Source organism: Paracoccus binzhouensis (assembly GCF_016446475.1).
In the GTDB taxonomy this organism is placed as follows: Bacteria; Pseudomonadota; Alphaproteobacteria; order Rhodobacterales; family Rhodobacteraceae; genus Paracoccus; species Paracoccus binzhouensis.
Genome location: NZ_JAEHFP010000002.1, coordinates 1 through 21,037, shown reverse-complemented (window position 1 = coordinate 21,037; position 21,037 = coordinate 1). Strand labels below are relative to the sequence as shown.

The 21,037-nt window shown below is 64.5% G+C and carries 24 protein-coding genes and 1 pseudogene; 20 read left to right on the top strand and 5 right to left on the bottom strand.

Annotated features, from left to right (window positions below):
* Positions 1-72: 72 nt before the first annotated feature.
* From I9P22_RS01125 to I9P22_RS01075, 11 genes are all read left to right on the top strand, one after another.
* The gene (locus I9P22_RS01125; protein ID WP_199257586.1) at positions 73-279 is read left to right on the top strand and encodes a DUF6511 domain-containing protein; all 207 of its coding nucleotides are present in this window, start codon (positions 73-75) and stop codon (positions 277-279) included.
* Positions 279-1,025: a hypothetical protein gene (locus I9P22_RS01120; RefSeq protein ID WP_199257585.1), complete on the top strand. Its 747-nt coding sequence runs from the start codon at positions 279-281 to the stop codon at positions 1,023-1,025. Before I9P22_RS01125 ends, I9P22_RS01120 begins: the two co-directional genes overlap by 1 nt.
* Complete coding sequence (locus I9P22_RS01115) at positions 1,022-3,379, top strand: phage/plasmid primase, P4 family (protein ID WP_199257584.1); 2,358 nt, start codon at positions 1,022-1,024, stop codon at positions 3,377-3,379. Before I9P22_RS01120 ends, I9P22_RS01115 begins: the two co-directional genes overlap by 4 nt.
* Before the next feature lie 10 nt (positions 3,380-3,389).
* Positions 3,390-4,010 (top strand): crossover junction endodeoxyribonuclease RuvC, encoded by a 621-nt coding sequence (locus tag I9P22_RS01110; protein WP_456299605.1) that lies wholly within the window; start codon positions 3,390-3,392, stop codon positions 4,008-4,010.
* Positions 4,007-4,390, top strand: coding sequence for a DUF6362 family protein (locus tag I9P22_RS01105; RefSeq protein WP_199257583.1), 384 nt, complete (start codon positions 4,007-4,009; stop codon positions 4,388-4,390). The genes I9P22_RS01110 and I9P22_RS01105 overlap by 4 nt, the downstream gene beginning before the upstream one ends.
* A gap of 138 nt (positions 4,391-4,528) precedes the next feature.
* Positions 4,529-4,873, top strand: a complete 345-nt coding sequence (locus I9P22_RS01100) for an HNH endonuclease (protein WP_199257582.1) — start codon at positions 4,529-4,531, stop codon at positions 4,871-4,873.
* 110 nt (positions 4,874-4,983) lie between these two features.
* Positions 4,984-6,360, top strand: a complete 1,377-nt coding sequence (locus tag I9P22_RS01095) for a site-specific DNA-methyltransferase (protein ID WP_199257581.1) — start codon at positions 4,984-4,986, stop codon at positions 6,358-6,360.
* Positions 6,357-6,602 (top strand): DUF7220 family protein, encoded by a 246-nt coding sequence (locus I9P22_RS01090; RefSeq protein ID WP_199257580.1) that lies wholly within the window; start codon positions 6,357-6,359, stop codon positions 6,600-6,602. Before I9P22_RS01095 ends, I9P22_RS01090 begins: the two co-directional genes overlap by 4 nt.
* A 51-nt stretch (positions 6,603-6,653) precedes the next feature.
* On the top strand, positions 6,654-7,124 hold the full coding sequence (locus I9P22_RS01085; protein ID WP_062563244.1) for a phage terminase small subunit P27 family: 471 nt from the start codon (positions 6,654-6,656) through the stop codon (positions 7,122-7,124).
* A complete protein-coding gene (locus tag I9P22_RS01080; protein WP_199257579.1) occupies positions 7,108-8,880 on the top strand; it encodes a terminase large subunit in 1,773 nt (590 codons plus the stop codon). Before I9P22_RS01085 ends, I9P22_RS01080 begins: the two co-directional genes overlap by 17 nt.
* 27 nt (positions 8,881-8,907) lie before the next feature.
* The gene (locus I9P22_RS01075) at positions 8,908-10,203 is read left to right on the top strand and encodes a phage portal protein (RefSeq protein WP_233253124.1); all 1,296 of its coding nucleotides are present in this window, start codon (positions 8,908-8,910) and stop codon (positions 10,201-10,203) included.
* Between the two features lie 30 nt (positions 10,204-10,233).
* On the opposite strand, the gene I9P22_RS01070 is transcribed toward I9P22_RS01075, so the two are convergent.
* Positions 10,234-10,677: a hypothetical protein gene (locus I9P22_RS01070; protein WP_036747617.1), complete on the bottom strand. Its 444-nt coding sequence runs from the start codon at positions 10,675-10,677 to the stop codon at positions 10,234-10,236.
* A 149-nt stretch (positions 10,678-10,826) separates the two neighbouring features.
* Here I9P22_RS01070 and I9P22_RS01065 point away from each other — a divergent pair, with 149 nt between their 5' ends.
* The 7 genes from I9P22_RS01065 (at position 10,827) to I9P22_RS01035 (ending at position 15,041) form a co-directional block, all read left to right on the top strand.
* A complete protein-coding gene (locus I9P22_RS01065; RefSeq protein ID WP_199257578.1) occupies positions 10,827-11,693 on the top strand; it encodes a head maturation protease, ClpP-related in 867 nt (288 codons plus the stop codon).
* 10 nt (positions 11,694-11,703) lie between these two features.
* The gene (locus I9P22_RS01060; protein ID WP_199257577.1) at positions 11,704-12,990 is read left to right on the top strand and encodes a phage major capsid protein; all 1,287 of its coding nucleotides are present in this window, start codon (positions 11,704-11,706) and stop codon (positions 12,988-12,990) included.
* An 80-nt stretch (positions 12,991-13,070) separates the two neighbouring features.
* Complete coding sequence (locus I9P22_RS01055) at positions 13,071-13,511, top strand: hypothetical protein (protein WP_199257576.1); 441 nt, start codon at positions 13,071-13,073, stop codon at positions 13,509-13,511.
* A 54-nt stretch (positions 13,512-13,565) separates the two neighbouring features.
* Positions 13,566-14,105 (top strand): head-tail connector protein, encoded by a 540-nt coding sequence (locus I9P22_RS01050; protein WP_010399407.1) that lies wholly within the window; start codon positions 13,566-13,568, stop codon positions 14,103-14,105.
* A 2-nt stretch (positions 14,106-14,107) separates the two neighbouring features.
* Complete coding sequence (locus I9P22_RS01045) at positions 14,108-14,428, top strand: phage head closure protein (protein ID WP_199257575.1); 321 nt, start codon at positions 14,108-14,110, stop codon at positions 14,426-14,428.
* Positions 14,429-14,453: 25 nt separating this feature from the next.
* A complete protein-coding gene (locus tag I9P22_RS01040; protein WP_026155384.1) occupies positions 14,454-14,729 on the top strand; it encodes a DUF6127 family protein in 276 nt (91 codons plus the stop codon).
* Between the two features lie 72 nt (positions 14,730-14,801).
* Complete coding sequence (locus I9P22_RS01035) at positions 14,802-15,041, top strand: D-Ala-D-Ala carboxypeptidase family metallohydrolase (protein ID WP_018000064.1); 240 nt, start codon at positions 14,802-14,804, stop codon at positions 15,039-15,041.
* 34 nt (positions 15,042-15,075) lie between these two features.
* Here the strand turns inward: I9P22_RS01035 and I9P22_RS25010 are convergent.
* From I9P22_RS25010 to I9P22_RS01020, 3 genes and pseudogenes are all read right to left on the bottom strand, one after another.
* Positions 15,076-15,378 (bottom strand): annotated as a pseudogene (locus I9P22_RS25010) (GtrA family protein); the annotation flags it as partial.
* Positions 15,372-16,376, bottom strand: a complete 1,005-nt coding sequence (locus I9P22_RS01025) for a glycosyltransferase family 2 protein (RefSeq protein ID WP_081614999.1) — start codon at positions 16,374-16,376, stop codon at positions 15,372-15,374. The gene I9P22_RS01025 and the pseudogene I9P22_RS25010, both read right to left, overlap by 7 nt.
* 8 nt (positions 16,377-16,384) lie before the next feature.
* Complete coding sequence (locus I9P22_RS01020) at positions 16,385-17,914, bottom strand: ArnT family glycosyltransferase (protein ID WP_157403981.1); 1,530 nt, start codon at positions 17,912-17,914, stop codon at positions 16,385-16,387.
* Positions 17,915-18,079: 165 nt separating this feature from the next.
* Here I9P22_RS01020 and I9P22_RS01015 point away from each other — a divergent pair, with 165 nt between their 5' ends.
* Both I9P22_RS01015 and I9P22_RS01010 read left to right on the top strand, forming a co-directional pair.
* Positions 18,080-18,751, top strand: coding sequence for a winged helix-turn-helix domain-containing protein (locus I9P22_RS01015; protein WP_018000060.1), 672 nt, complete (start codon positions 18,080-18,082; stop codon positions 18,749-18,751).
* Between the two features lie 10 nt (positions 18,752-18,761).
* On the top strand, positions 18,762-20,144 hold the full coding sequence (locus I9P22_RS01010) for a sensor histidine kinase (RefSeq protein ID WP_018000059.1): 1,383 nt from the start codon (positions 18,762-18,764) through the stop codon (positions 20,142-20,144).
* Between the two features lie 88 nt (positions 20,145-20,232).
* On the opposite strand, the gene I9P22_RS01005 is transcribed toward I9P22_RS01010, so the two are convergent.
* Positions 20,233-21,014 (bottom strand): IS5-like element ISPko5 family transposase gene (locus tag I9P22_RS01005; protein WP_152367113.1). Its coding sequence is split into 2 segments (ribosomal slippage): positions 20,233-20,684 and positions 20,684-21,014, totalling 783 coding nucleotides; the frame shifts between segments, so codons are not numbered across the junction.
* Positions 21,015-21,037 lie beyond the last annotated feature (23 nt).

The window sequence follows — 21,037 nt, the reverse complement described above, 5'->3', positions numbered from 1 at the left end:
CACAATCCCCTTCGCGCGCCGCGCTGACATCCATCCATGCCCGCATGCGGCCCCGGCACATGAGGGCTGCGCATGATCGATCCCGATGAACGTGAACAGGCCGCGCTGCGCGCCGCCTTGAAGAACATGGCCGAACTGATGGCCGAGATCGGCTGGACCACGCGGTTCGCCGATCTCACCGAGACACAGGCGCTCGCACTCGCAACGGCCGCCGTCGATGGCTTCCAGGAAGCGATGATGGCCAGCGCACCCCGGCCCGATCCGGAGGTGCCGTTCTGATGGACTCCGGTTTCGACTTCAACCATCGGGAAAAGCCGCCCAGTTTTGCGGATACCGTCAACACCTGCATCGACAATGCCCTCGTCGCGGAACAGGCTGAACGCTCCGCGCGCGACTACCTCGGCGGCAGCCGGCTCGGCGATATCTGCCAGCGCAGGCTGCAATACGAATACCTGAAGACGCCGAAGGACCCGGGCGCCGGATTCTCGGGCCAGTCTCTGCGCATATTCGCGCTCGGGCACGTCCTCGAAGATCTGGCCATCGAATGGCTGCGCCAGGCGGGCTTCGACCTTCGCACGCGCAATCGCCATGGCGATCAGTTCGGCTTCTCGGTCGTCGGTGGTCGGGTCCAAGGGCATGCCGACGGCGTGGTGGTCGCCGCGCCGAACGGCATGGCGGTCCCGGCGCTCTGGGAGTGCAAATCGGCGAACGCCAAGAACTGGCGGGAAATCGCGAAGCACGGCGTCGGAAAGGCCAAGCCGGTCTATGCCGCGCAGATCGCGCTCTACCAGGCCTATCTCGGCCTGACCGAGGCGCCCGCGCTTTTCACGGCGATCAACAAGGACACGTGCGAGATCTGGCACGAACTCGTGCCGTTCGATGCCGCACTCGCCCAGTCCGCCAGCGACAAGGCGGTGACGATCCTGCGCGCCTGTGATGCGGGCGAACTTCTTCCCCGCCACACGGCCGATCCCGACCACTTCGAATGCCGCTTCTGTGCGTGGCGGGAACGGTGCTGGGCATGACGGTCCCGTCCGACACCATCGCGCCCGACGACGTCGCGCCCGACGCCGGAATGATCGCGATCTATGCCGACGTCGTGTTCGGCTACTGCGACGGCTGGGTGCCGGTCCGTGCTCTGGCCGAGAAAGGCGCGGGCGATGGTCCGCCACATGTTCCCTTCATCGAAGCGGACGCCACGCTTGCCGCGAAACTGGCGCTGCAGGCCACATGGGCCAGCAGCGTCGGCATGGCACTGTTCGTGGCGCCCGGCACGGTGTCCGCCCCCGGCGACGCCAAGGCGGAAAGCATCGTGCAGACGCAGGTCGTGCTGGTCGATCTCGACCATGGCGACATCGGCGCGAAACGCGACCACCTCGTGCAGCATCTCGGATGCCCGACGCTTGAAGTGGCGTCCGGCGGAGTCACCGCCGAGGGCCAGCGCAAGCTGCACCTCTACTGGCGCCTGTCCGAACCCGCCGAAGGCGAGGACATCGGCACGGTCTGTCGGGCGCGGCACATGATCGCCGCCAAAGTCGGCGGCGATCCGTCCTTCCGGTCCGCCCACCAGCCGATCCGTGTGGCCGGATCGATCCATGCCAAACAGGGCCGACGTCGGCTGGTGGAGATCCTGCACCACGATCCCCGCGACTACGATCTGGGTGAACTGCTGGAGGCGATCATTGCCATGCCGCCGCTCGAAGGCGAGGCCGGGCTCGACTTCAACATGGCCGCCCCCGAGCGCGGCAGCGTCACCGAGCTTTTCGGCCGTCAGGTCCGCGAAGGCGGCGTGGACGGCACCACGCGCTTCGACGCGCTGTCGCGGGTGATGGGCTACTGGATCCGCCGCGCCCGCGAAGGCCATGTGCCGCGCGAACAGGCCTGGGAAGAAATCGTCTCCTACAACGCGGCCCGCGTCTCGCCTCCCTGGCCGGAGGCCCGGTTGCGCGAGGAAGCAGAACGGCTCTGGAAACGCGACACCGCCCGCAACGGCGATCTCGACGACGAGGATGGCGGGTGCGATGGCGGCGGCCCGGCCGGTGGCGACGACGACGGCCCCGTGCCGGTGCGTTTCACCGAGGACGCGCTCGCCGCCACCTTCGCCGTCCGGCATGCCGAGACCTGGCGCTACGTCGCGGGCTGGGGACAGTGGCTGACCTGGTCAGGCAAGCTCTGGCGGCGCGAGGAGACGCTGCAGGCCTTCGATCTGGCGCGGATGATCTGCCGCGAGGCGGCCGCGCGCGCCGGATCCGCAAAGCTCAAGGCCAAGCTCTCCACTGCGGCGACGGTTTCGGCCGTGGAGCGGCTCGCCCGCTCCGACCGCCGCCACGCGACCACGACCGAACCGTGGGACCGTGATCCCTGGCTGTTGAACACGCCGGGCGGTGTGGTCGACCTCCAGAGCGGCGCATCCCGGCCACATGATCCCGGCCTCTTCATGACCAGGATCGCCGGTGCGTCCGTCGCCGACACTTGTCCCGTCTGGCTGGGCTTTCTGGAGACCGTCACCGGCGGGGACGGCGAGCTGCAATCCTACCTGCAGCGGATGGCGGGCTATTGCCTGACCGGCGTCACGACCGAGCATGCGCTGTTCTTTCTCTACGGCACCGGTGCCAACGGCAAATCCGTCTTCGCCAACACCCTGACCGCCATCCTCGGCGACTACGCCACCGTCGCGCCGATGGACATGTTCATGGCCACGCAGGGCGATCGCCACCCGACCGACATGGCGGGTTTGCGTGGTGCGCGGATCGTGACCTCCATCGAGACCGAACAGGGCAGCCGCTGGGCCGAAAGCAAGCTGAAGGCGCTGACCGGGGGCGACAAGATCACCGCCCGCTTCATGCGGCAGGATTTCTTCGAGTTCATCCCGCAGTTCAAGCTGCTGATCGTCGGCAACCACAAGCCCTCCATCCGCAACGTCGACGAGGCGATGAAGCGGCGCCTGCACATGGTGCCGTTCACCGTCACCATCCCGCCCGCGCGGCGCGACAAGCACCTGGCGGACAGGCTGCTCGCCGAACGCGACGGGATCCTCGCATGGGCGCTCGAAGGCTGCATCGAATGGCAGCGGACGGGGCTGCGCCCACCGCCCGCCGTGATGGCCGCGACCGAGGATTACTTCGAGGCAGAGGACGCCATCGGTCGCTGGATCGATGAACGCTGCTCGCTCGGATCGCACCTGAGCGCGGCCACCACCACGATGTTCGCGGACTGGAAGGCCTGGGCCGAGACGAACGGCGAATTCGCCGGTTCGGTCAAGCGGTTCTCGGAGGCGCTGATCGTGCGTGGGTTCGAGCGCCACAACACCCGTGCGGCCAAGGGGTTTCGCGGCATCGCCCCCAATGACAGCAACTCTGACCTTTTCTCGGGAGAATAGGAAAATGCCAATGAATCCAGATGGTGTGACGGATGTGACGGATCATACTTATATGACCGTTACGCGCGCGCATGCGCGCGCCTGTGGAGCGGATAGGGAACCATCCGTCACATCCGTCACACCCGTCACCGCTCCCCCCGGTCTTCATGGCGTTGATGGAGCGGACCGCTGCATCCTCGCGCTCGACCTCGGCACCACCACCGGCTGGGCGCTGCGCGGCCACGACGGTCTGATCACCAGCGGCACGGTCAGCTTCCGGCCCGGCCGTTTCGACGGCGGTGGCATGCGCTATCTGCGCTTCACCAACTGGCTGACCGAACTGGACCGGCTCTCTGGTCCCATCGCGACAATTTGGTTCGAGGAGGTCCGCCGTCACGCCGGCACCGACGCGGCCCATGTCTATGGCGGGCTGATGGCCACACTGACCGCATGGGCCGAGCTGCGCGGCGTGCCATACGAGGGCGTTCCGGTCGGCACGATCAAACGCCACGCCGCTGGCAAGGGCAACGCGCCCAAGCAGGCCATGATCGATGCTGCCCGCGCGAAGGGCTTCAGCCCCGAGGGCGACAACGAGGCCGATGCCATCGCCATCCTGCTCTGGGCGATCGAGACGAACGGAGGCCTGGCATGACCCGGCGCGGTTCCTGGACCGCCGATGACGTGGCGGATCACTTCGAGGAAGCGTTCCGTACGCTGCGCAAGCTGCCGCCGGTGAAGGCACGGGGGTATTTCGGCGCCTGGCCGCAAGTGCTGCGGACGAAGCGCGAGATCGCGGCGATGGAACCCGAGCCGATGCGGGTCTGGCCCTCGGCCGCGGCGATCACGAGGCTCGAGCAGACCTTCGGCTGGGTCCTCTGGATCGAGGTGTCCGAGCGCAAGCTGGTCTGGTCACGGGCGGCCCGGGTGCCGTGGAAGCAGATCAGCGGCGAGCTGGGGTGCGACCGCACGACCGCGTGGCGGCGCTGGCAGCTGGCGCTGACCAAGATCGCCGCGCGCCTGAATGCGCAGTGACTCCAATGTGTTGCAACACTTTTTCCTTCGACATCTGCAACATGCCGGTGCTATAAACAGGATATGATCGGGAGAAGAGCGCCTCGGAGCGCCACCGGTCGTTTCCTCCCCGTTTCATCCGACTTGCGAGGGCATCCCATGCCTGTGCGCCCGCCCATCCATCGCCCGGTGGGGACGCGTGACAAGCGTGAGGCCGATCGCGACGCCGACCGCAAACGCGACCCCGCCATCCGGGCGCTTTACAAATCCGCTCGCTGGCAGCACGCGCGGCGGATGTTCCTCGCCCGCCACCCGCTCTGCGCCGAGTGCCAGCGCCGAGACCGACTGACCCCGGCCAACACCGTGGACCATGTCGTCCCGCATCGGGGCGATCCCGAGCGGTTCTGGGATCAGGACGGATGGCAGGCGCTCTGCGCGTCCTGTCACAGCCGCAAGACCGCTGCCGAGGATGGCGGCTTCGGCAACGCCCGCCGCCAACCATAAACCACCGCCCCCCCGGGGGGAGGGTAAATCTCTGGGGCCTTCCAGCCCCGGACCAGGCGCCAAGCTTTCTGCATCCGTGGCCAAAATGGCGAGGGGGGGGGTAGCGGCCCATGCAACAAGGAAATACAGCCGTGTCCGATCGTCAGCTTGCCGTCGAATATCTCAGCCTCGACAGCCTTGTGCCCTATGCGCGCAACGCCCGTACCCATTCCGAGGCGCAGCTGGCCGAGATCGCCGGCTCGATCCGCGAGTTCGGCTTCGTGAACCCGGTGCTAATCGCCGAGGACGGCACCATCATCGCCGGCCATGGTCGCGTACTGGCCGCGCGCCAGCTTGGCATGGACGCCGTGCCCTCCATCAGGCTGACCGGCCTGACCGAGAGCCAGCGCCGGGCGCTGGTGCTGGCCGACAACCGCATCGCGCTGAATGCGGGCTGGGACGAGGCGCTGCTGGCGCTGGAACTGTCCGACCTGAAGGAGGCTGGTTTCGATCTCGGGATCATGGGCTTTGAGGACGGCGAACTGGACCGACTGCTGGCCGGCGCGGAAGCGGAGGACGAGACGTCGACGCCACCCGTCATTATCCCCGAGCCTCCGCGTCATCCGGCCTCGCGCACCGGCGATCTGTGGTTGCTCGGCGATCACCGGCTGCTCTGCGGTGACAGCACATCCCACGACGATGTGCGCCGGCTGATGAATGGCGAGCGCGCCGTGCTGTTCGCGACCGACCCGCCCTATCTGGTCGATTACGACGGTTCCAATCATCCGACCCGCAACAAGGACTGGTCGGCGTCCTACGGCACGACCTGGGATGACTCGAGCCAAGGGGCAGAACTCTATGACGGTTTCATCGCGGCGGCGGTGGCCGAGGCGATCACCGAGGATGCGGCCTGGTATTGCTGGCATGCCTCGCGCCGGCAGGCGATGCTGGAAGCCTGCTGGGAAAAGGCCGGGGCGTTTGTGCATCAGCAGATCATCTGGGTGAAGGACCGCGGTGTTCTCACCCGGTCGCATTATCTCTGGAAGCACGAACCTTGCTTCATGGGCTGGCGTCGCCCGAACCGGCCGCCCAAGGTCGCCGATCAGACGCTGCCCTCGACCTGGGAGATGCCGTCCTTCGCCAGGGACGAGCGCCCCGATCACCCGACCCCGAAGCCGCTCGATGCCTTCGGCATCCCGATGCGCCAGCATGTCGCGCGCGGCGGCCTCTGCTACGAGCCCTTCTCGGGCTCGGGCTCGCAGATCATGGCGGGCGAGGTCAACGGCCGCCGCGTCTTCGCGATGGAGATCAGCCCCGCCTATGTCGATGTCGCCGTGGAACGCTGGCAGGCCGTGACCGGCAAGGACGCGATCCTCGATGGCGACGGCCGGACCTTCGCGCAGGTGAGGACCGAGCGGCTGGGCGATGATGCCGGGGCCGAGAAAGCGGATGACGACGCTGAGGGTGACGCCGCCCCCCGCAAGCGCCGCCGGAGCAAGGCAGCATGAAACAATCACGCCTCATGTCGCTGGTCGAGTCCATCGCCAATGTCATCGTCGGATATGGCGTTGCCGTCGCCACGCAGATCCTGATCTTCCCGTTCTTCGGGCTGCACGTCACGCTGACGCAGACCATGGCGATGGGCGGGATTTTTACCATCGTATCGATAGTGCGTTCCTTCGCCTTGCGGCGGGTGTTCGAGGCTATGCGGGTCGGTGGCGGTGAGCACGAGTCCGACTCTCGGGGATAAGCCCGATTCATCAGCATTGCGGGAGGAGAACAGCCGGAAAGGACAAGGATCATGGCGGGTCGCAAGCCACTGCCGACGCAGCTCAAACTGGTCAAGGGCACGGCCCGGTCGCACCGGCTGAACCCGGATGAGCCGCAGCCGGTGGTCGCGACCCCGGACCCGCCCGAGCATCTCGACGAAGCGGCTGCCGCGAAGTTCACCGAGATGGCCGCGCTGCTGGCGCGGCATGGGGTGATGACCGAACTCGATGTCGGCGCGCTGGCCCGTTACGTGGTGATCTGGCGCCGCTGGCTCGAGGCGGAGGCCGAGGTCAAGCGCCGCGGCCCGGTGGTGAAGACCGTGGGCGGGAATATCATCCAGAACCCGTTCCTGGCGGTGGCCAATAAATGCCTCGCGCAGATGGGCCAGATCGAGAGTGAGTTCGGGATGACGCCATCCAGCCGCACCCGGGTGCGCATGGCTGAACCGACTGACACCCGCGACCCGTTCGAGGATTATCTGAACCGTGGCAGCAGCGCGTAAATCTGGTACCGCTCGGAAGGCACCGGCGTGCCCGGTCACCGCCTATGCAAAGGCGGTCATCGGCGACAAGATCACCGCCGGCCGGCTGGTCAAGCTCGCCTGCGCACGGCATCTGGAGGACCTGAAGACCGGCAAGACCCGCAGTCTCTCCTGGGACCGCGCCGCCGCGCTGCACGCGATCGAGTTTTTCACCCATCTGCGGCACTCGACCGGGGAATGGGCCGGCCAGCCCTTTGTGCTGCAGCCATGGCAGCAATTCGTGGTCGGATCCGTCTTTGGCTGGAAACGCGCTGATGGGCTCAGGAGGTTCCGCACTGCCTATGTCGAGGTGGCGCGCAAGAATGGCAAATCCGCGCTGCTCGCAGGCATCGCGCTCTACGCGCTGATCGCCGATGGTGAGGCCGGCGCGCATGTCTATGCCGCGGCCACCACCCGCGATCAGGCGCGCATCGTGTTCGGCGAGGCCGAGCGCATGGTGGCGGCGAGTCCGGCATTGTCAGCGCGGGTGACGCGCACCGTGAACAACCTCGCGGTGCTGCCCACCGCGTCGTGGTTCCGGCCGCTCTCGGCCGATGCCAGCAAGATGGACGGGCTCAACGTGCATCTGGCCGCCGTGGACGAGGTGCATGAACATCCCGGACCGGAGATCATCCAGAAGCTCAACACCGCCACCGGTGCCCGGCGCCAGCCGCTGATCGTCGAGATCACCACCGCCGGCCATGACCGCCATTCGGTCTGTCGCCAGCATCACGAGTTCTCGGTCAAGGCGCTGGAAGGGTCTGTGCCGCATGAGACGGCCGATAGCTGGTTTGCCTATATCGCCACCATCGACGCGGGCGATGACTGGACTGATCCTGCGGTCTGGGTGAAGGCCAATCCGAGTCTTGGCGTGACGGTGAAGCCGGACGACCTGAAGCGCCAGATCGACGAGGCTCGCGAGATGCCGGCGCAGCAGAACGCCATCCGGCGGCTGCGGCTGAATGAATGGACCGAACAGGTCACCCGCTGGCTCGACATGGGCGTCTGGGCCGAGGGCGGGCCGGGTGACGGGGCTGATTGGCGAGATATCCGCGTCGGGCTGGATGATCTGGAACAAAAGCTGTTGGGCCGGGAGTGCTATGGCGGGCTGGATCTGGCCCGGGTCAACGATCTCTCGGCATTCGTGCTGCTGTTTCCGCCGACGCTGGATCCTGCGCTCGGCGTTCTCGCCGAGAAATGGATCGTGCTGCCCCGTTTCTGGGTGCCGGAGGAGGACATCCTGCGCCGCGGCAAGCGCGACCGGGTGCCCTACGATACCTGGCGCAACCAGGGCTTCCTTGTGGCCACCCCCGGCAATGCCACCGATTTTGGCTTCATCGAGGCGGAGATCATCGCACTCGCGGGGCGCTACGATCTGCGCGAGCTCTCTTACGACCGCACCTTCGCCGGAGAGATCGTCCAGCATCTGCAGGATGAGGGGATCAACCTGGTGCAGTTCGGTCAGGGGTTTCTGAGCATGGCGGCGCCGACCGCGGAACTTGAGCGGCTCTCGGTGTCGCGGCTCTTGTGGCATGGCGGCCATCCGGTGCTGCGCTGGAATGCCTCGAATGTCGCCGTGCGCCATGATCCGGCCGGCAATATCAAGCCGGACAAGGAACGCTCCTCGGAGCGCATCGACGGCATTGTCGCGATCTGCAACGCCCTCGGCCGGGCGCTCCTGCGCGACGTCAATGCCGGCCGCTCGGTCTATGACAGCCGCAGCATCCTGGTGCTGTAGGCTACCCGTCTTACGGAAAGAATGCCCATGTCCTTCTGGTCCCGCTGGTTTGCAGGCGCCCCGCCTGCGGCCTCGCCTCCGCACGCCCCATCACCGCGCGCGTCCGTCCATGAAGCCGGCGGCGGGCTGGTCATCACCTCTGCCGCCGAACTGGATGCGGCGCTCCGGGCCGGCGCAGCCAGCGGCTCCGGCATGGCGGTGACGCCGGACAGTGCCATGCGGGTGGCGGCAGTCTATGCCTGCGTGCGCATTATTTCCGGCGCGGTGGCAACGCTGCCCTTGCATATCAAGCGCCGGGTCGATGCCCGGACCCGCGAGGATGCCTCGGATGCCCCGATCTGGCAGCTGCTGCGGCGAAGGCCCAATCGCTGGCAAACGCCATCGCAGTTCCGGCGCATGCTGCAGGCGCATCTGCTCTTGCGCGGCAATGCCTATGCCATGATCGTGCGCTCGCGCGGCACCGTGCAGGCGCTGATCCCGCTGCATCCGGATCGGGTCGAGGTGGTGCAGGACAAGGACCTGGCGCTGAGCTTTCTCTATACCCGCCCCGATGGAAGGCGTCTGCGGCTGGCGCAGGACGAGGTGCTGCATCTGGTCGGGCTGACGCTGGATGGGGTGCGAGGTGTCTCACCCATCGCCTATGCCCGCGAGACCATCGGGCTGGCCCTGGCGATGGAGGATCATGGCGCCACCACCTTCCGCAATGGCGCCCGGGTCTCGGGCGTGCTCAGGCACCCGCAGAAGCTCGGACCCGAGGCGGTGGCCAATCTCAAGGCCGGGCTCGAGGCATTCCGCGCCGGCGGTGACCAGGAAGGCAAGCACCTCATCCTTGAGGAAGGTATGGATTACGCCCGCATCGCGATGACCGCCGAAGATGCGCAATGGATCGAGAGCAGAAAGTTCAGCCGCACCGACATCGCCATGTTCTTCGGGGTGCCGCCGCATATGATCGGCGATACCGAGAAGTCCACCAGCTGGGGCACCGGCATCGAGCAGCAGTCGATCGGCTTCGTGGCCTGGACGCTCGAGGATCACCTGACCATGTGGGAGGAGGCGATCGACCGCGACCTGATCGGCGCGGATGATCTGCTCTATGCCCGGTTCAACCGCGCAGCCCTCGTCAAGGGCGATATCAGGGCGCGCTGGGAGGCCTATGTGAAGGGTCTGCAATGGGGTGTGTGGAGCCCCAACGAGATCCGCGCGCTCGAGGACCAGAATCCACGTGACGGCGGCGACATCTATTATCCGCCGCCCAACATGACGGCAGAAGCCGGTAAGGCGGAGAACGAATCTATCGATCCCGACGCCCAAGCCGATCCCTGATCTCGGGGCCGGAATGCAGCCGGCGCTGCCTCAGTTGGTAAAGGCGTCGATCAACTCGATGACCGAGAGAATCTTCCGGGTCTCGCGATCAACCCGATAGGCGCGATGGCCATCGCGGTAATAGCGCCAGTCGTCACGGGTCTCGAGATTCATCCTGCGAGGATCGCGAATGACCCGGTAATCGTCGATCCGCAGGATATCGCCGATCCGGACCCCGTAGCGGTCATGGTGCCGCCGACGCTCATGGTGCCGGTGACGATCAAAATCCCTGCGATCGTCATATTTTCTGGCCTGGCCGGGGGGAACACAGGGCGGGTTCTTCTTCGCCAGCCCCGGCGGGCAGTGTCTTGCCTGGCTGGTCCGGAAGTGGTCACGATCATGGGCTTTGCCCCGTCCCGGGTCTGCCGAGGCCGGCACAGCGACCACGGTGGCGGCGGTGACGGCCAATACGGCCAGTTTCTGGAAAATACGCATGGGTCTGCTCCGTCATACTCTTGGTTGAACAGATAAACGACAACCGCCGCTGATTATCCATCACAAGCGCCTGAGGCGCGGAGAGCGGCAGGAAACTGCCGGTCTTTCTTGCTCAGCTATGAGCCGCACACATCCGAAAGGACCATCTGATGAGCCTGCGTGATCTTCCGGCCGGACCGGTCTTGCCGCGCCCCGCGGCGTTCCAGGCCGATGCGCCATCGGACGCGCTGGTCCGCTGGGCCGAAACGCCGGTCGCCGTGCAGGTCACTTCCGTCACCGAGAGCGACAGCACCATCACCATCTTCGACGTGATCGGCGAGGATGATATGGGCGGCGGGGTGAGCCTGCGCCGGATCGCAGCGGCGCTCAGCAGGATCGGCCCGCAGGCGGTGACGGTGCAGATCAACTCGCCGGGCGGCGACATGTTCGAGGGCATTGCCATCTACAACCTGCTGCGCGCCCATCCGGCCGCGGTCACCGTTGAGGTGTTGGGCCTCGCGGCCTCGGCGGCCTCCATCATCGCCATGGCCGGCGACGAGATCCGCATGAGCCCCGGCAGCTTCCTGATGCTGCACAATGCCTGGGGCGTGGTGATCGGCAATCGCCACGATATGGCTGAGGCCGCTGCGCTCTTCGAGACATTCGATGCCGCGCTGGCCGGGATCTATGCCGCCCGCAGTGGCAGGCCACAGGTCGAGATTGTCGCGTTGCTGGATGCCGAGACCTTTCTCAGCGCCGAGGAGGCGATTGCGGCCGGGATGGCCGACGGCATGGTCGAGGGTTCGGCCGCTGGCCTGCCCGCGCAGTCACCGCAGAGCGGCGCGCAGTCGCGCCCCGACATTCAGGCCCGGCGCCGCATAGACGCGGCACTGGCCCAGCAAGGTATCCCGCGATCCGCGCGGCGCGCGATGCTGAGAGACCTCACCGGCACGCGGAACGCTGCCGAACCCGCCACGCAGAACGCTGGCATCCCCCTGAGCGCCATCCGGCAGCTCATCGATACCATCCGCTCATAAGGAGACCCCCATGGGCATCCAGAAATCCCCCCGCATCCACGGGGCCGTTCGCGTGCGCGCCGAGACCGGCGACGCGAACGCCATCCTCGCCGACCTGAACCGTGCCTTCGCCGCCTTCAAGGACGAGCATCAGGCCGAGATCAACGGCATCAACGCCCGCTTCGCCGATGTGGTGCAGGCCGAGAAGGTCGAACGCATCAATGCCGAGATCACCCGGCTTCAGGGCGCGCTCGACGAGACAAATGCCATGCTGGCGGCAGCCAGGCTCGGCTGCGGTGGTGGCAGCGTAGATCGGGCGGACAGCCCCGAGACCCGCGAGCACGCCCGCGCCTTCAACCAGTTCTTCCGCCGCGGCGTCGAGGCCGGGTTGCGGGAGTTGGAGGTGAAGGCCGCGCTCCGCACCGACAGCGATCCCGACGGTGGCTATGTCGTCCCCGACCAGATGGAACAGATTATCGACCGGGTGCTGGGCTCGGTCTCGGCCATGCGCGCGATTGCCAGTGTCATCTCGATCTCGGCCGGCAGCTACAAGAAGCTGGTCAATCAGGGCGGCGCCGCGGCCGGCTGGGTCGGCGAGCGTCAGGCTCGCCCCGAGACCGCCACCCCGAGGCTCGCTGAACTGGCTTTCCCGGCGATGGAGATCTACGCCAACCCGGCTGCGACCCAGACCCTGCTCGACGATGCAAGGGTCGATATCGCTGCCTGGCTGGCCGAAGAAGTCTCGACTGCCTTCGCCGAGGCCGAGGCTGCCGCCTTCATCACCGGCGACGGGGTGAACAGGCCCCGCGGCATCCTGGCCTATGACACGGTCGCCAATGCCTCTTACGCCTGGGGCAAGATCGGCTACACCGCCTCGGGCGTCGCGGCCGCATTGACCGATGCCAGCCACAACGGCGTCGATGCGCTGATCGACCTCGTCTACGGGCTGAAGCAGGGCTACCGGCAGAATGCGCGCTTCCTGATGAACCGCTCGCTGCAGGCGGCGATCCGCAAGCTGAAGTCGAAGACCGAGGAACTCTATCTCTGGCAGCCCCCGGTCCAGGCTGGCCAGCCGGCGACGCTGCTCGGCTATCCGATCAGCGATGACGACAACATGCCCGATATTGCCGTCGGAGCTTTCCCGATCGCCTTCGGGGATTTCCGGCGCGGCTATCTGATCGTCGACCGCTTCGGCATCCGGGTGCTGCGCGATCCCTTCACCAACAAGCCCTATGTGCATTTCTACACCACCAAGCGCGTCGGTGGCGGGGTGCAGAATTTTGATGCCATCAAGCTGCTGAAGATCGCGGCCAGCTGATCGCCCGGCTGAACCAAGGCGCGCGCGCGGCAGGGTTCTGCCCGCGTCTTCCCACCCACATTCCTGCACAGGAGGATCCGATGAAGGATCTGCATTCCAGTCTCTCGGTGGCCGCGGCCATCGACGTGGCCACGCTCACCGACGACAGCACCCCCGTGGCCATTGATCTGCGCGGTCATGACGGTGCCGAGATCATCCTCGCCATTGGCGCGGGCGGCATCACCTTCAGCGACACCGACAAGATCGAGTTCACCCTGATCCATTCCGATGACGACAGCAGCTACGAGGCGGTCACCGTGGATGATCTGCTGGGGGTCGCGGCTGTCGGTGAAGGTGGCATCGTCAAGGCGCTGGTCGCGGCCCATGCCACCGCCGCAGTCTACCGCTTTGGCTATGTCGGGACCAGGCGCTACCTCAAGCTGCTGGCGGCGTTTTCCGGCACCCATACCACCGGCACGCCCGTCGCCGCGCTGGTGATCAAGGGCCACGGCCAGATCAACCCGCAGGCCGATCAGGCGTGATGGCAATGTCGCGGGCGGTGAAGGCCGCCCGCGCTCTGCATCAGGGATTTCACCATGTTCACGCTCACCCGCATTACGGCGCCTGCGGCGGTGCCGATCACGCTGGCCGAAGCCAAGGCCCAGCTCCGCGTCGATCATGATGACGAGGATCTGTTGATCCAGCACAGCATCGATGCGGCCACCGCCTGGCTGGACGGCCCTGCCGGCATTCTCGGTCGTTGCCTAGTCACGCAATCCTGGCAGATGGACCTCGATGCCCTCACCGGCCCGATCCTGCTGCCGTTTCCGGACAGCGAGATCGACAGCGCGGTGTTCACCGATGCCGCGGGCGTTGATCTCGACTATCATATCGCGCTGCAGGACCAGCGGCTGTTGCTGCGACCCTTGGCCGGCTTCGGCCGCCCCGCGGCCATCACCTTCACCGCCGGCTATGGCGCCCCCGCCGATGTGCCTGCGGCAATCCGTCAGGCCATGCTGCTGCTGATCGCGCATTGGTATGAGCATCGCGAGGCGGTCAGCCTTGGGGCAAGTCCATCGGCGCTGCCCATGGCGGTCGATGCGCTGCTCGCCCCCTATCGCAGGATCCGGCTGTGAGAATGGTTGCCGGACGCCTGCGGCGCCGGGTCACCTTCCAGCAGGCTGTGATGATCCCCGATCCGGACGGGATGCTGATCCAAGGGTGGGAGGATCGCTTCACCCTCTGGTGCCATGTTCATTATCTGCGCGGCTCCGAGGCCGTCATGCAGGCACGGCTGGTCTCGAAGTCGCCGGCTATCCTGACGGTCCGTGCCAGCGCCGAGACCCGCGCCATCACCTCCGAATGGCGCGCCGTCATCGATGCGGTGATCTTCGACCTGAAGGAAGACCCTCGGCCCAGTGAGGGCGGCGCCTATCTCGAGATGCTGGCCGAGGCGTGAGAGGCGTAGGATGCGGGAGGCGCCGATGACACCGCACAGTTCTGATCGGTCGGATGCCGAACTGGAAGCATTGTTGGTCCGGGCCGCCGAGCAAGGCGCGAAACGGGCCCTCGCTGACCTTGGCCTCGATGGCGATGAAGCCGCGCTCGACATCCGCGACCTCCGCTCCCTGGTGGACTGCATCCGACTGGTGCGCCGCACCGCGATGCAGACGGCAGTCCGCATGATCACAACCGGCGTGATGCTGACGCTGCTCGCCGGCATCGTTCTCAAGCTCAGGATCTTTGGCAGCGGGCCGTAATGCGCGTTGCCGTCGATCAATTGTTCAGAACACACGCCCTCGAAGGCGGGTTTTTCCGTTTGGAGGACGCGTATGACCACGACCTTCTACCGTCATTGGCGTGACGTGCCCGACGGTGCCTGGCGCTGGCCGAACTTCAGCCCAGCCGAAATCGCCTGCCGCGGCACTGGCAAGCTGCTCGTCAACGCGCCGCCGCTCGACAGACTGCAGGCGCTGCGTGATCGCCTCGGCAAGCCGCTGATCGTCCGCTCGGCCTATCGCAGCCCCGAGCACAACCGCTCCCTGCAAACGCCCAAGTGCGCGACAGGATGAACGTACAGATAGCTGCAAAGACGGTCGAGATCAGAACGGCAGCTTCGAGACGAAACAAGCCGATGCCCAGCAATAGGAACAGGACGGTTTCATTTGCTAGAAATCCGATTGCCGCCACCACAGCGAACCGTCCGAAGGTCTGGGTCGCGGCCGAGCCATGTCCGGCGAAGGTGAACAGATGGTGACCCAAGAAACTGACCATGAAGGCAATCACGAAAGCAACGGCGTTGCTCATCAGCGGAAGCATGCCAAACTGGACAAGGCCAATCGCGGCGCCCAGATGGACAAGCGTTGCTGCACCCCCGGTCAGGGCGAACCGCACGACCTCGCCTAACATTCGCGTGACGCGGCAATCGTGACATCCTCGGCGATCAGATAGCCGGGGCGGCCTTTCACCTCGCTGAAGACCCGCGCCAGATATTCGCCCAACACACCGATGGACATCAACTGGATACCACTGAAGAAGAAGATCGCCACTGCCAGCGTGGACCAGCCGGGCACAGCATGGCCGAGCAGCAGCGTGCGGCTGGCTAGAAACAGCCCGTAGAGGATCGACAGCATGGCAAGGATCATTCCGATGCCGGTCCACATGCGCAATGGCCAGTCGGTGAAAGCGGTCAGCCCGGTCATGCCCAGTTTCAGCAACCCGCGGAAGCGGAACTTGGAGCTGCCCCCGCCGCGTGGCTGCAACTCGACCGGGATGGCAAGCGAGCGGAAACCGACCCAAGCATAAAGCCCCTTCATGAAGCGATTTCTTTCGGGCAGGGCGCAAAGCGCATCGACCACCTTTCGATCCATCAGCCGGAAATCCCGCGCTCCGGCAGGCATTGACACCTCGCTGCCGATATTCAGGAAGCGGTAAAAAGCGGCGGTGCAGCGGCGCTTCAACCAGCTTTCGTCATCACGATGGGCGCGGACGGCGTAGACGATCTCATAGCCTTCTCGGTAGCGCTCCAGCATCGTATCGACATAGCGCAAAGGCTCTTGCAGGTCGGCGTCGAGAATTACCACGGCTTTGCCCGTCGCATGACGCAGCCCAGCCATGATCGCCTGTTCCTTGCCGAAATTGCGCGACAGACGCAGCAGGCGAACCGGCAGGTCCCATTGGCCGGATGTGACCAGTTCCAGCGTTTCGTCGCTGCTGCCGTCATCGACGACAACGATCTCGGAATGCAGCACCAGCCTGCGCGCCTTGCGCGACACCCGTGTCAGCGTTTCCGCGATTGTTTCTGCCTCGTTATATGCCGGAATGACAAAGGATAGATCGGGCGCCAATGGCCCTGAATCGAGTGCGCGCGGCCTCATGTTTGCCGTTTCGCGACTGATATCCTGCATGCGGCCCATCATTTCACCTCGTTCGTCGGTCGGGTGACGAACAGGACGTGCCGCCCATATTCTCCCAAGTTTTCAAGACCCAATGTCGCCGCCTCCAACGCCATGGTCGGAGGCACCGAAAAAGCCGCCGATGCACCGCTGCCGGCCAGTCGCGCGAAATCTGCGGGATCAATGGCGCGCGCTTTGCCCCGCGAATAGAATTCGGCCGAGTAGCTGCGCCCGCCGAGGGTATAGAGCGGCGCATCGGGCATCGCTGTGCTGGCGGCCGCAACGAGCCGCTTGTCGGATTTCAATCGGATCTTCTGCGGCGCGAAAACCGCGCCCGAGATCAGCGCCAGGAAAAACGCGAAGATTACCGATGTCGCGATGGCAAATCCTGTTCGAGTTGCACGGCTCGGTTGGGCCTCGAACACCTGCGTGAACAGCACCACCAGCAAGACAGCGGCAGCTGGAAGGCCGGGCAGGACATAGGCGGCGAGAATATTGGATGCGGGCGTGAACAGCAGCAAAGGCGACAATGCCCAGAGCAACAGATAAACCAGCCAGCCCGAGCGATCCTGCCGGAACATTGTGACCGTCTTGTCCAGGCGGGTCAGTAGCAAGGTGGCAACCAAGCTCCATGGCAGGGCTGCCATCAGCAAGAACAGCCAGATCATGCCCTTGGCTTCCCGATGGCCAGACCCGTACAGATCGCCCTGCCAGCCGGGGGTTAGGAAACGCTGAACATGCTCTCCGATGAGGAAGTAGCGCAGGAATCCGGGTGTGGCGATTTCGGCGGCGACATACCAAGGCGCGACCAGCGCTATCAGCAATGCCATGCCGCGCGCCCATGGCAGCAAGCGCAGCAGGTGCCAGTTCCATGTCAGGGCCAGCCACAGCATCAGGGGAATGCCGCTCAGCACAACCGCCACCGGCCCCTTGGCCAGCATTCCAATTGCCAGCCCTAGAAAGACGCCATAACCCCAACGCCTGTTGCCATCACCGACCGCCTGCCAGAATCCGACCATGACCAGCGTCGTGCAAAGAACCATCGGCATGTCGGTCATCACGAAACTCGAAGCGCCAAAGAACATCGCCATCGTCGCAAGCACCGTCATCGCAACCAACGCCGTATTGCGCCCGACGGTATCACGCACCCACAGCCAGACGAGAAACAGAACCGCCAGAGCGGTCAGCATGATCGGCAACCGAGCGGCCGCTTCGTTCACGCCGAACAGTTGCATTCCCCCTGCCGATAGCCAGGTATGCAGCGGCGGCTTGCCCCAGAACGGCACGCCATAGTCGAATTGCGGTGTCAGCCAGTTCCCGGTTTCAACCATCTTGCGGGCGATTTCGCCATAGCGGGCCTCGGTCGTGTCGGAGAAAGGTACGGCAAACATTGCCCAGAGCCGCAGAAGCCCGAACGCCGTTAGAACTGCCACCAGAAACCGGCGGGTCGGGCTATCCAACTGCATATCACACAGCGTCGGTCGCACATTTGGGCGGGTTCGGGTCGCCGCCGCGTGCTGGCGCACATGGGCCTCGTCTATTGTTGTCATCTTGTCCTGCTCGATCGGCTGACGGTTCGTGTCAGCAGCTATCTACCAGGAACGATCTGTCCGGGCCGTTGCCGGAACTATACCAATCCGTAATGTCCCGACGTCTTGACCCAACCGCACAGTGGGCTATCCCTGCGGGCAGACAGAATACGGAAAGCAGCAGCCATGCGCGTCCTTGTGGTCGAGGACCATCCCGAAACGGCCGACTACATTGCCTCCAGCCTCCGGGCGCAGGGGCATCTGGTCGATCACTGCGACAATGGCCGCGATGGTTTCCTGTCGGCGCTGGACAACAGTTACGACGTGATGATCTTTGACCGCATGTTGCCAGGTCTGGATGGGCTGACCTTGATCAAATCCGTGCGCGGCGCAGGAGTCGAGACGCCGATCCTGATCCTTTCGGCGATGGACGGGATCAATGACCGGGTCGAGGGGCTTGAGGCGGGATCGGACGACTATCTCGTCAAGCCATTCTCGTTTCAGGAACTGTCAGCGCGGCTGGCAGCGCTGACTCGCAGGCCGCCGCTGAAAGCCGAGGAAACCGTCTTACAGGTGGCCGATCTGGAAATGAACCTGATCCGCCGTACGGTCACGCGGGCGGGCATTTCTCTGGACCTGCAGCCTCGCGAGTTCAAGCTACTGGAATATCTGATGCGCAATGCTGGCCGGGTACTGACCCGCACGATGCTGCTGGAATCAGTCTGGGATTTCCATTTCGATCCCAAAACCAACGTCGTCGAGACCCATATCAGCCGGCTACGTAACAAAGTGGACAGGCCCTTCAAGATCGAGTTGATCCATACCGTCCGCGGGGCCGGGTATAGCCTGCATGGCTAGGAATCTCGGCATGTTTCACTTCCTGCGCTCGACCTCGGCGCGGTTGTCTCTGCGTTTCGCCGCACTTTACGCCATCATCACTGCCCTCGTCTTTGGTCTGACTTACCACTTCGCGGATCGGGAAATCAGCGAGTGGGTGCTAGACCAACTTGCGGACGATGCAGCCGGTTTTGGCAATCTTTACGAAAGCGAAGGTCTGGATGCGGTTCAGGCAAAGCTGGGCGGATTTGACGGGTTCAACTTCGAGGATTATCGGATCTATCTGCTTCAGGACGCGGACGGCAACGTTCTGGTCGGAAATGTCAATGCCATCGACCGGCAAGGCAGCAGCGACTACGTCCCGGTCAATGCAATCCAAGCCGACAAGCCCCGCTATGAAGATGTGACGGGTTATCTGCTTCACTCGGTGCAACTCGGCCCGAACCGGCTGACATTGGGCACAAGCACCTATTTTCTTGAAGAGCTGCGCGAGGTTTTAGGCCGCGGATTCGTTGCAGGTTTTATCCTCTTGCTGCTTACCGGTTTGCTGGCCGGGATCATTGTCGGCCGCAAAACCGAACGGCGGCTGACCCAGATCGCCACGACGCTGAAATCGGTGGCACTGGGGCAGTTGGATCGACGCGTCCCCACCACTGGCAGCGATGGCGATGACCTTGCCCGTATGGCAGATGAAATCAACCGCACCATCACACAGCTTCAGCAGATGGTCGAAAGCCAGAAACAGATTTCAGCCGATATCGCCCATGACCTTCGCACGCCCATGCAGCGCCTCAAACAACGGCTGGATGTGCTTCGGAATACGCCCGACCTGACTTCCGAGATCAGGGAAGATGCGGAACAAGCCGTGGAGATCGCCGACGATCTGATCGAGACATTCCACGCCCTGCTGCGGATCGCGCAGATCGAAGCCGGTCAGCGGTCAGGTCGGTTTACCGCAGCCCCTCTTGCCCCGATCCTCGCCCGGATCGAAGACGCCTACGGTCCCGTCGCCGAAGAAAACGGTCAAACGCTGAGGTTTGACATCGAAGATCAGGACGCGATGGTTCAGGGCGATCAGCAACTCCTCACCCAGATGATCGCAAATCTCGTTGAAAACGCCCTGCGTCACTGTCCATCAGACACGCGGATCGAGGTCACGCTGTCGAGGGTGGATGACAGCGCCCTGCTTCAGGTTTCCGACAATGGTCCGGGCATCCCAGCTGAGGAACGGGACAAGGTTTTCCGCCGCTTCTTTCGCCTCGAAAAGAGTCGCACGACCCCGGGCAATGGCTTGGGCCTCAGTATGGTCAGGGCGATTGCCGAATTGCATGGCGCGGTGTTGACACTGAACGATAATCATCCGGGCCTGTGCGTTCTGGTCTCGTTTCCGCCTGTTGCTCGCGAAGATTACTAGGTCATGTTGACAAATGGCGAAGCCAGAGCCTGATGCAGGCGATGTCGATGAAGCCGAGGAAACTGTCTGCGGTTTTGTCGTAGTTAGGTCATGTTGACAAATGGCGAAGCCAGAGCCTGATGCAGGCGATGTCGATGAAGCCGAGGAAACTGTCTGCGGTTTTGTCGTAGCGTGTTGCCAGGCGGCGACTGTTCTTGAGCTTGTTGAAACAACGCTCGACCATGTTGCGCAAGGTGTAGATGGTCATGTCGACGACCTTGCGCACCTTGCGGTTCTTTCGCATGGGGATCATGGGCAGCGCGTTACGGCTCTCGATGTCTTCTCTAATTTTATCAGAGTCATAGCCCCTGTCGGCGACCAACACGGCGGGCTGCGGAAGGTTGTCGGCCATCACCAGATCATAGCCCGTGTAGTCTGAATCCTGCCCGGGCGTGATCTCGGTCCTTATCGGGAGGCCAGCGCCGTTGACGCGGAGATGGATCTTGGTCGAGAACCCACCTCTTGAACGGCCAAGAGCCTCTTTCGGAGTCCCCCTTTTGCGCCGGCCGCATGGTGGTGGGCCCTGATCACAGTGCTGTCGATCATCTGGAGCTTGTCGGGCGCGAGCTTCGCGTGGTTCAAGGCATCCAGGATGTCCTCCCACAGCCCGGCGAGCGTCCAGCGCCGGAACTGCCGGTAGACAGATGACCACTTGCCAAACTCCTCTGGCAGGTCCCGCCAGGGCGCACCGGTCCGCGCGACCCAGAAAATGCCATCCAGAACAAGTCGATGGTCCGCAGGCTTGCGCCCGTTCGGATGCCGGACGGCTCGGATGAAGCCCTCAAAGAATGCCCATTCGTCGTCGGACATCAGATTGCGTGCCAAGGTCACCTCCCACGTAGAGATGATCTTGA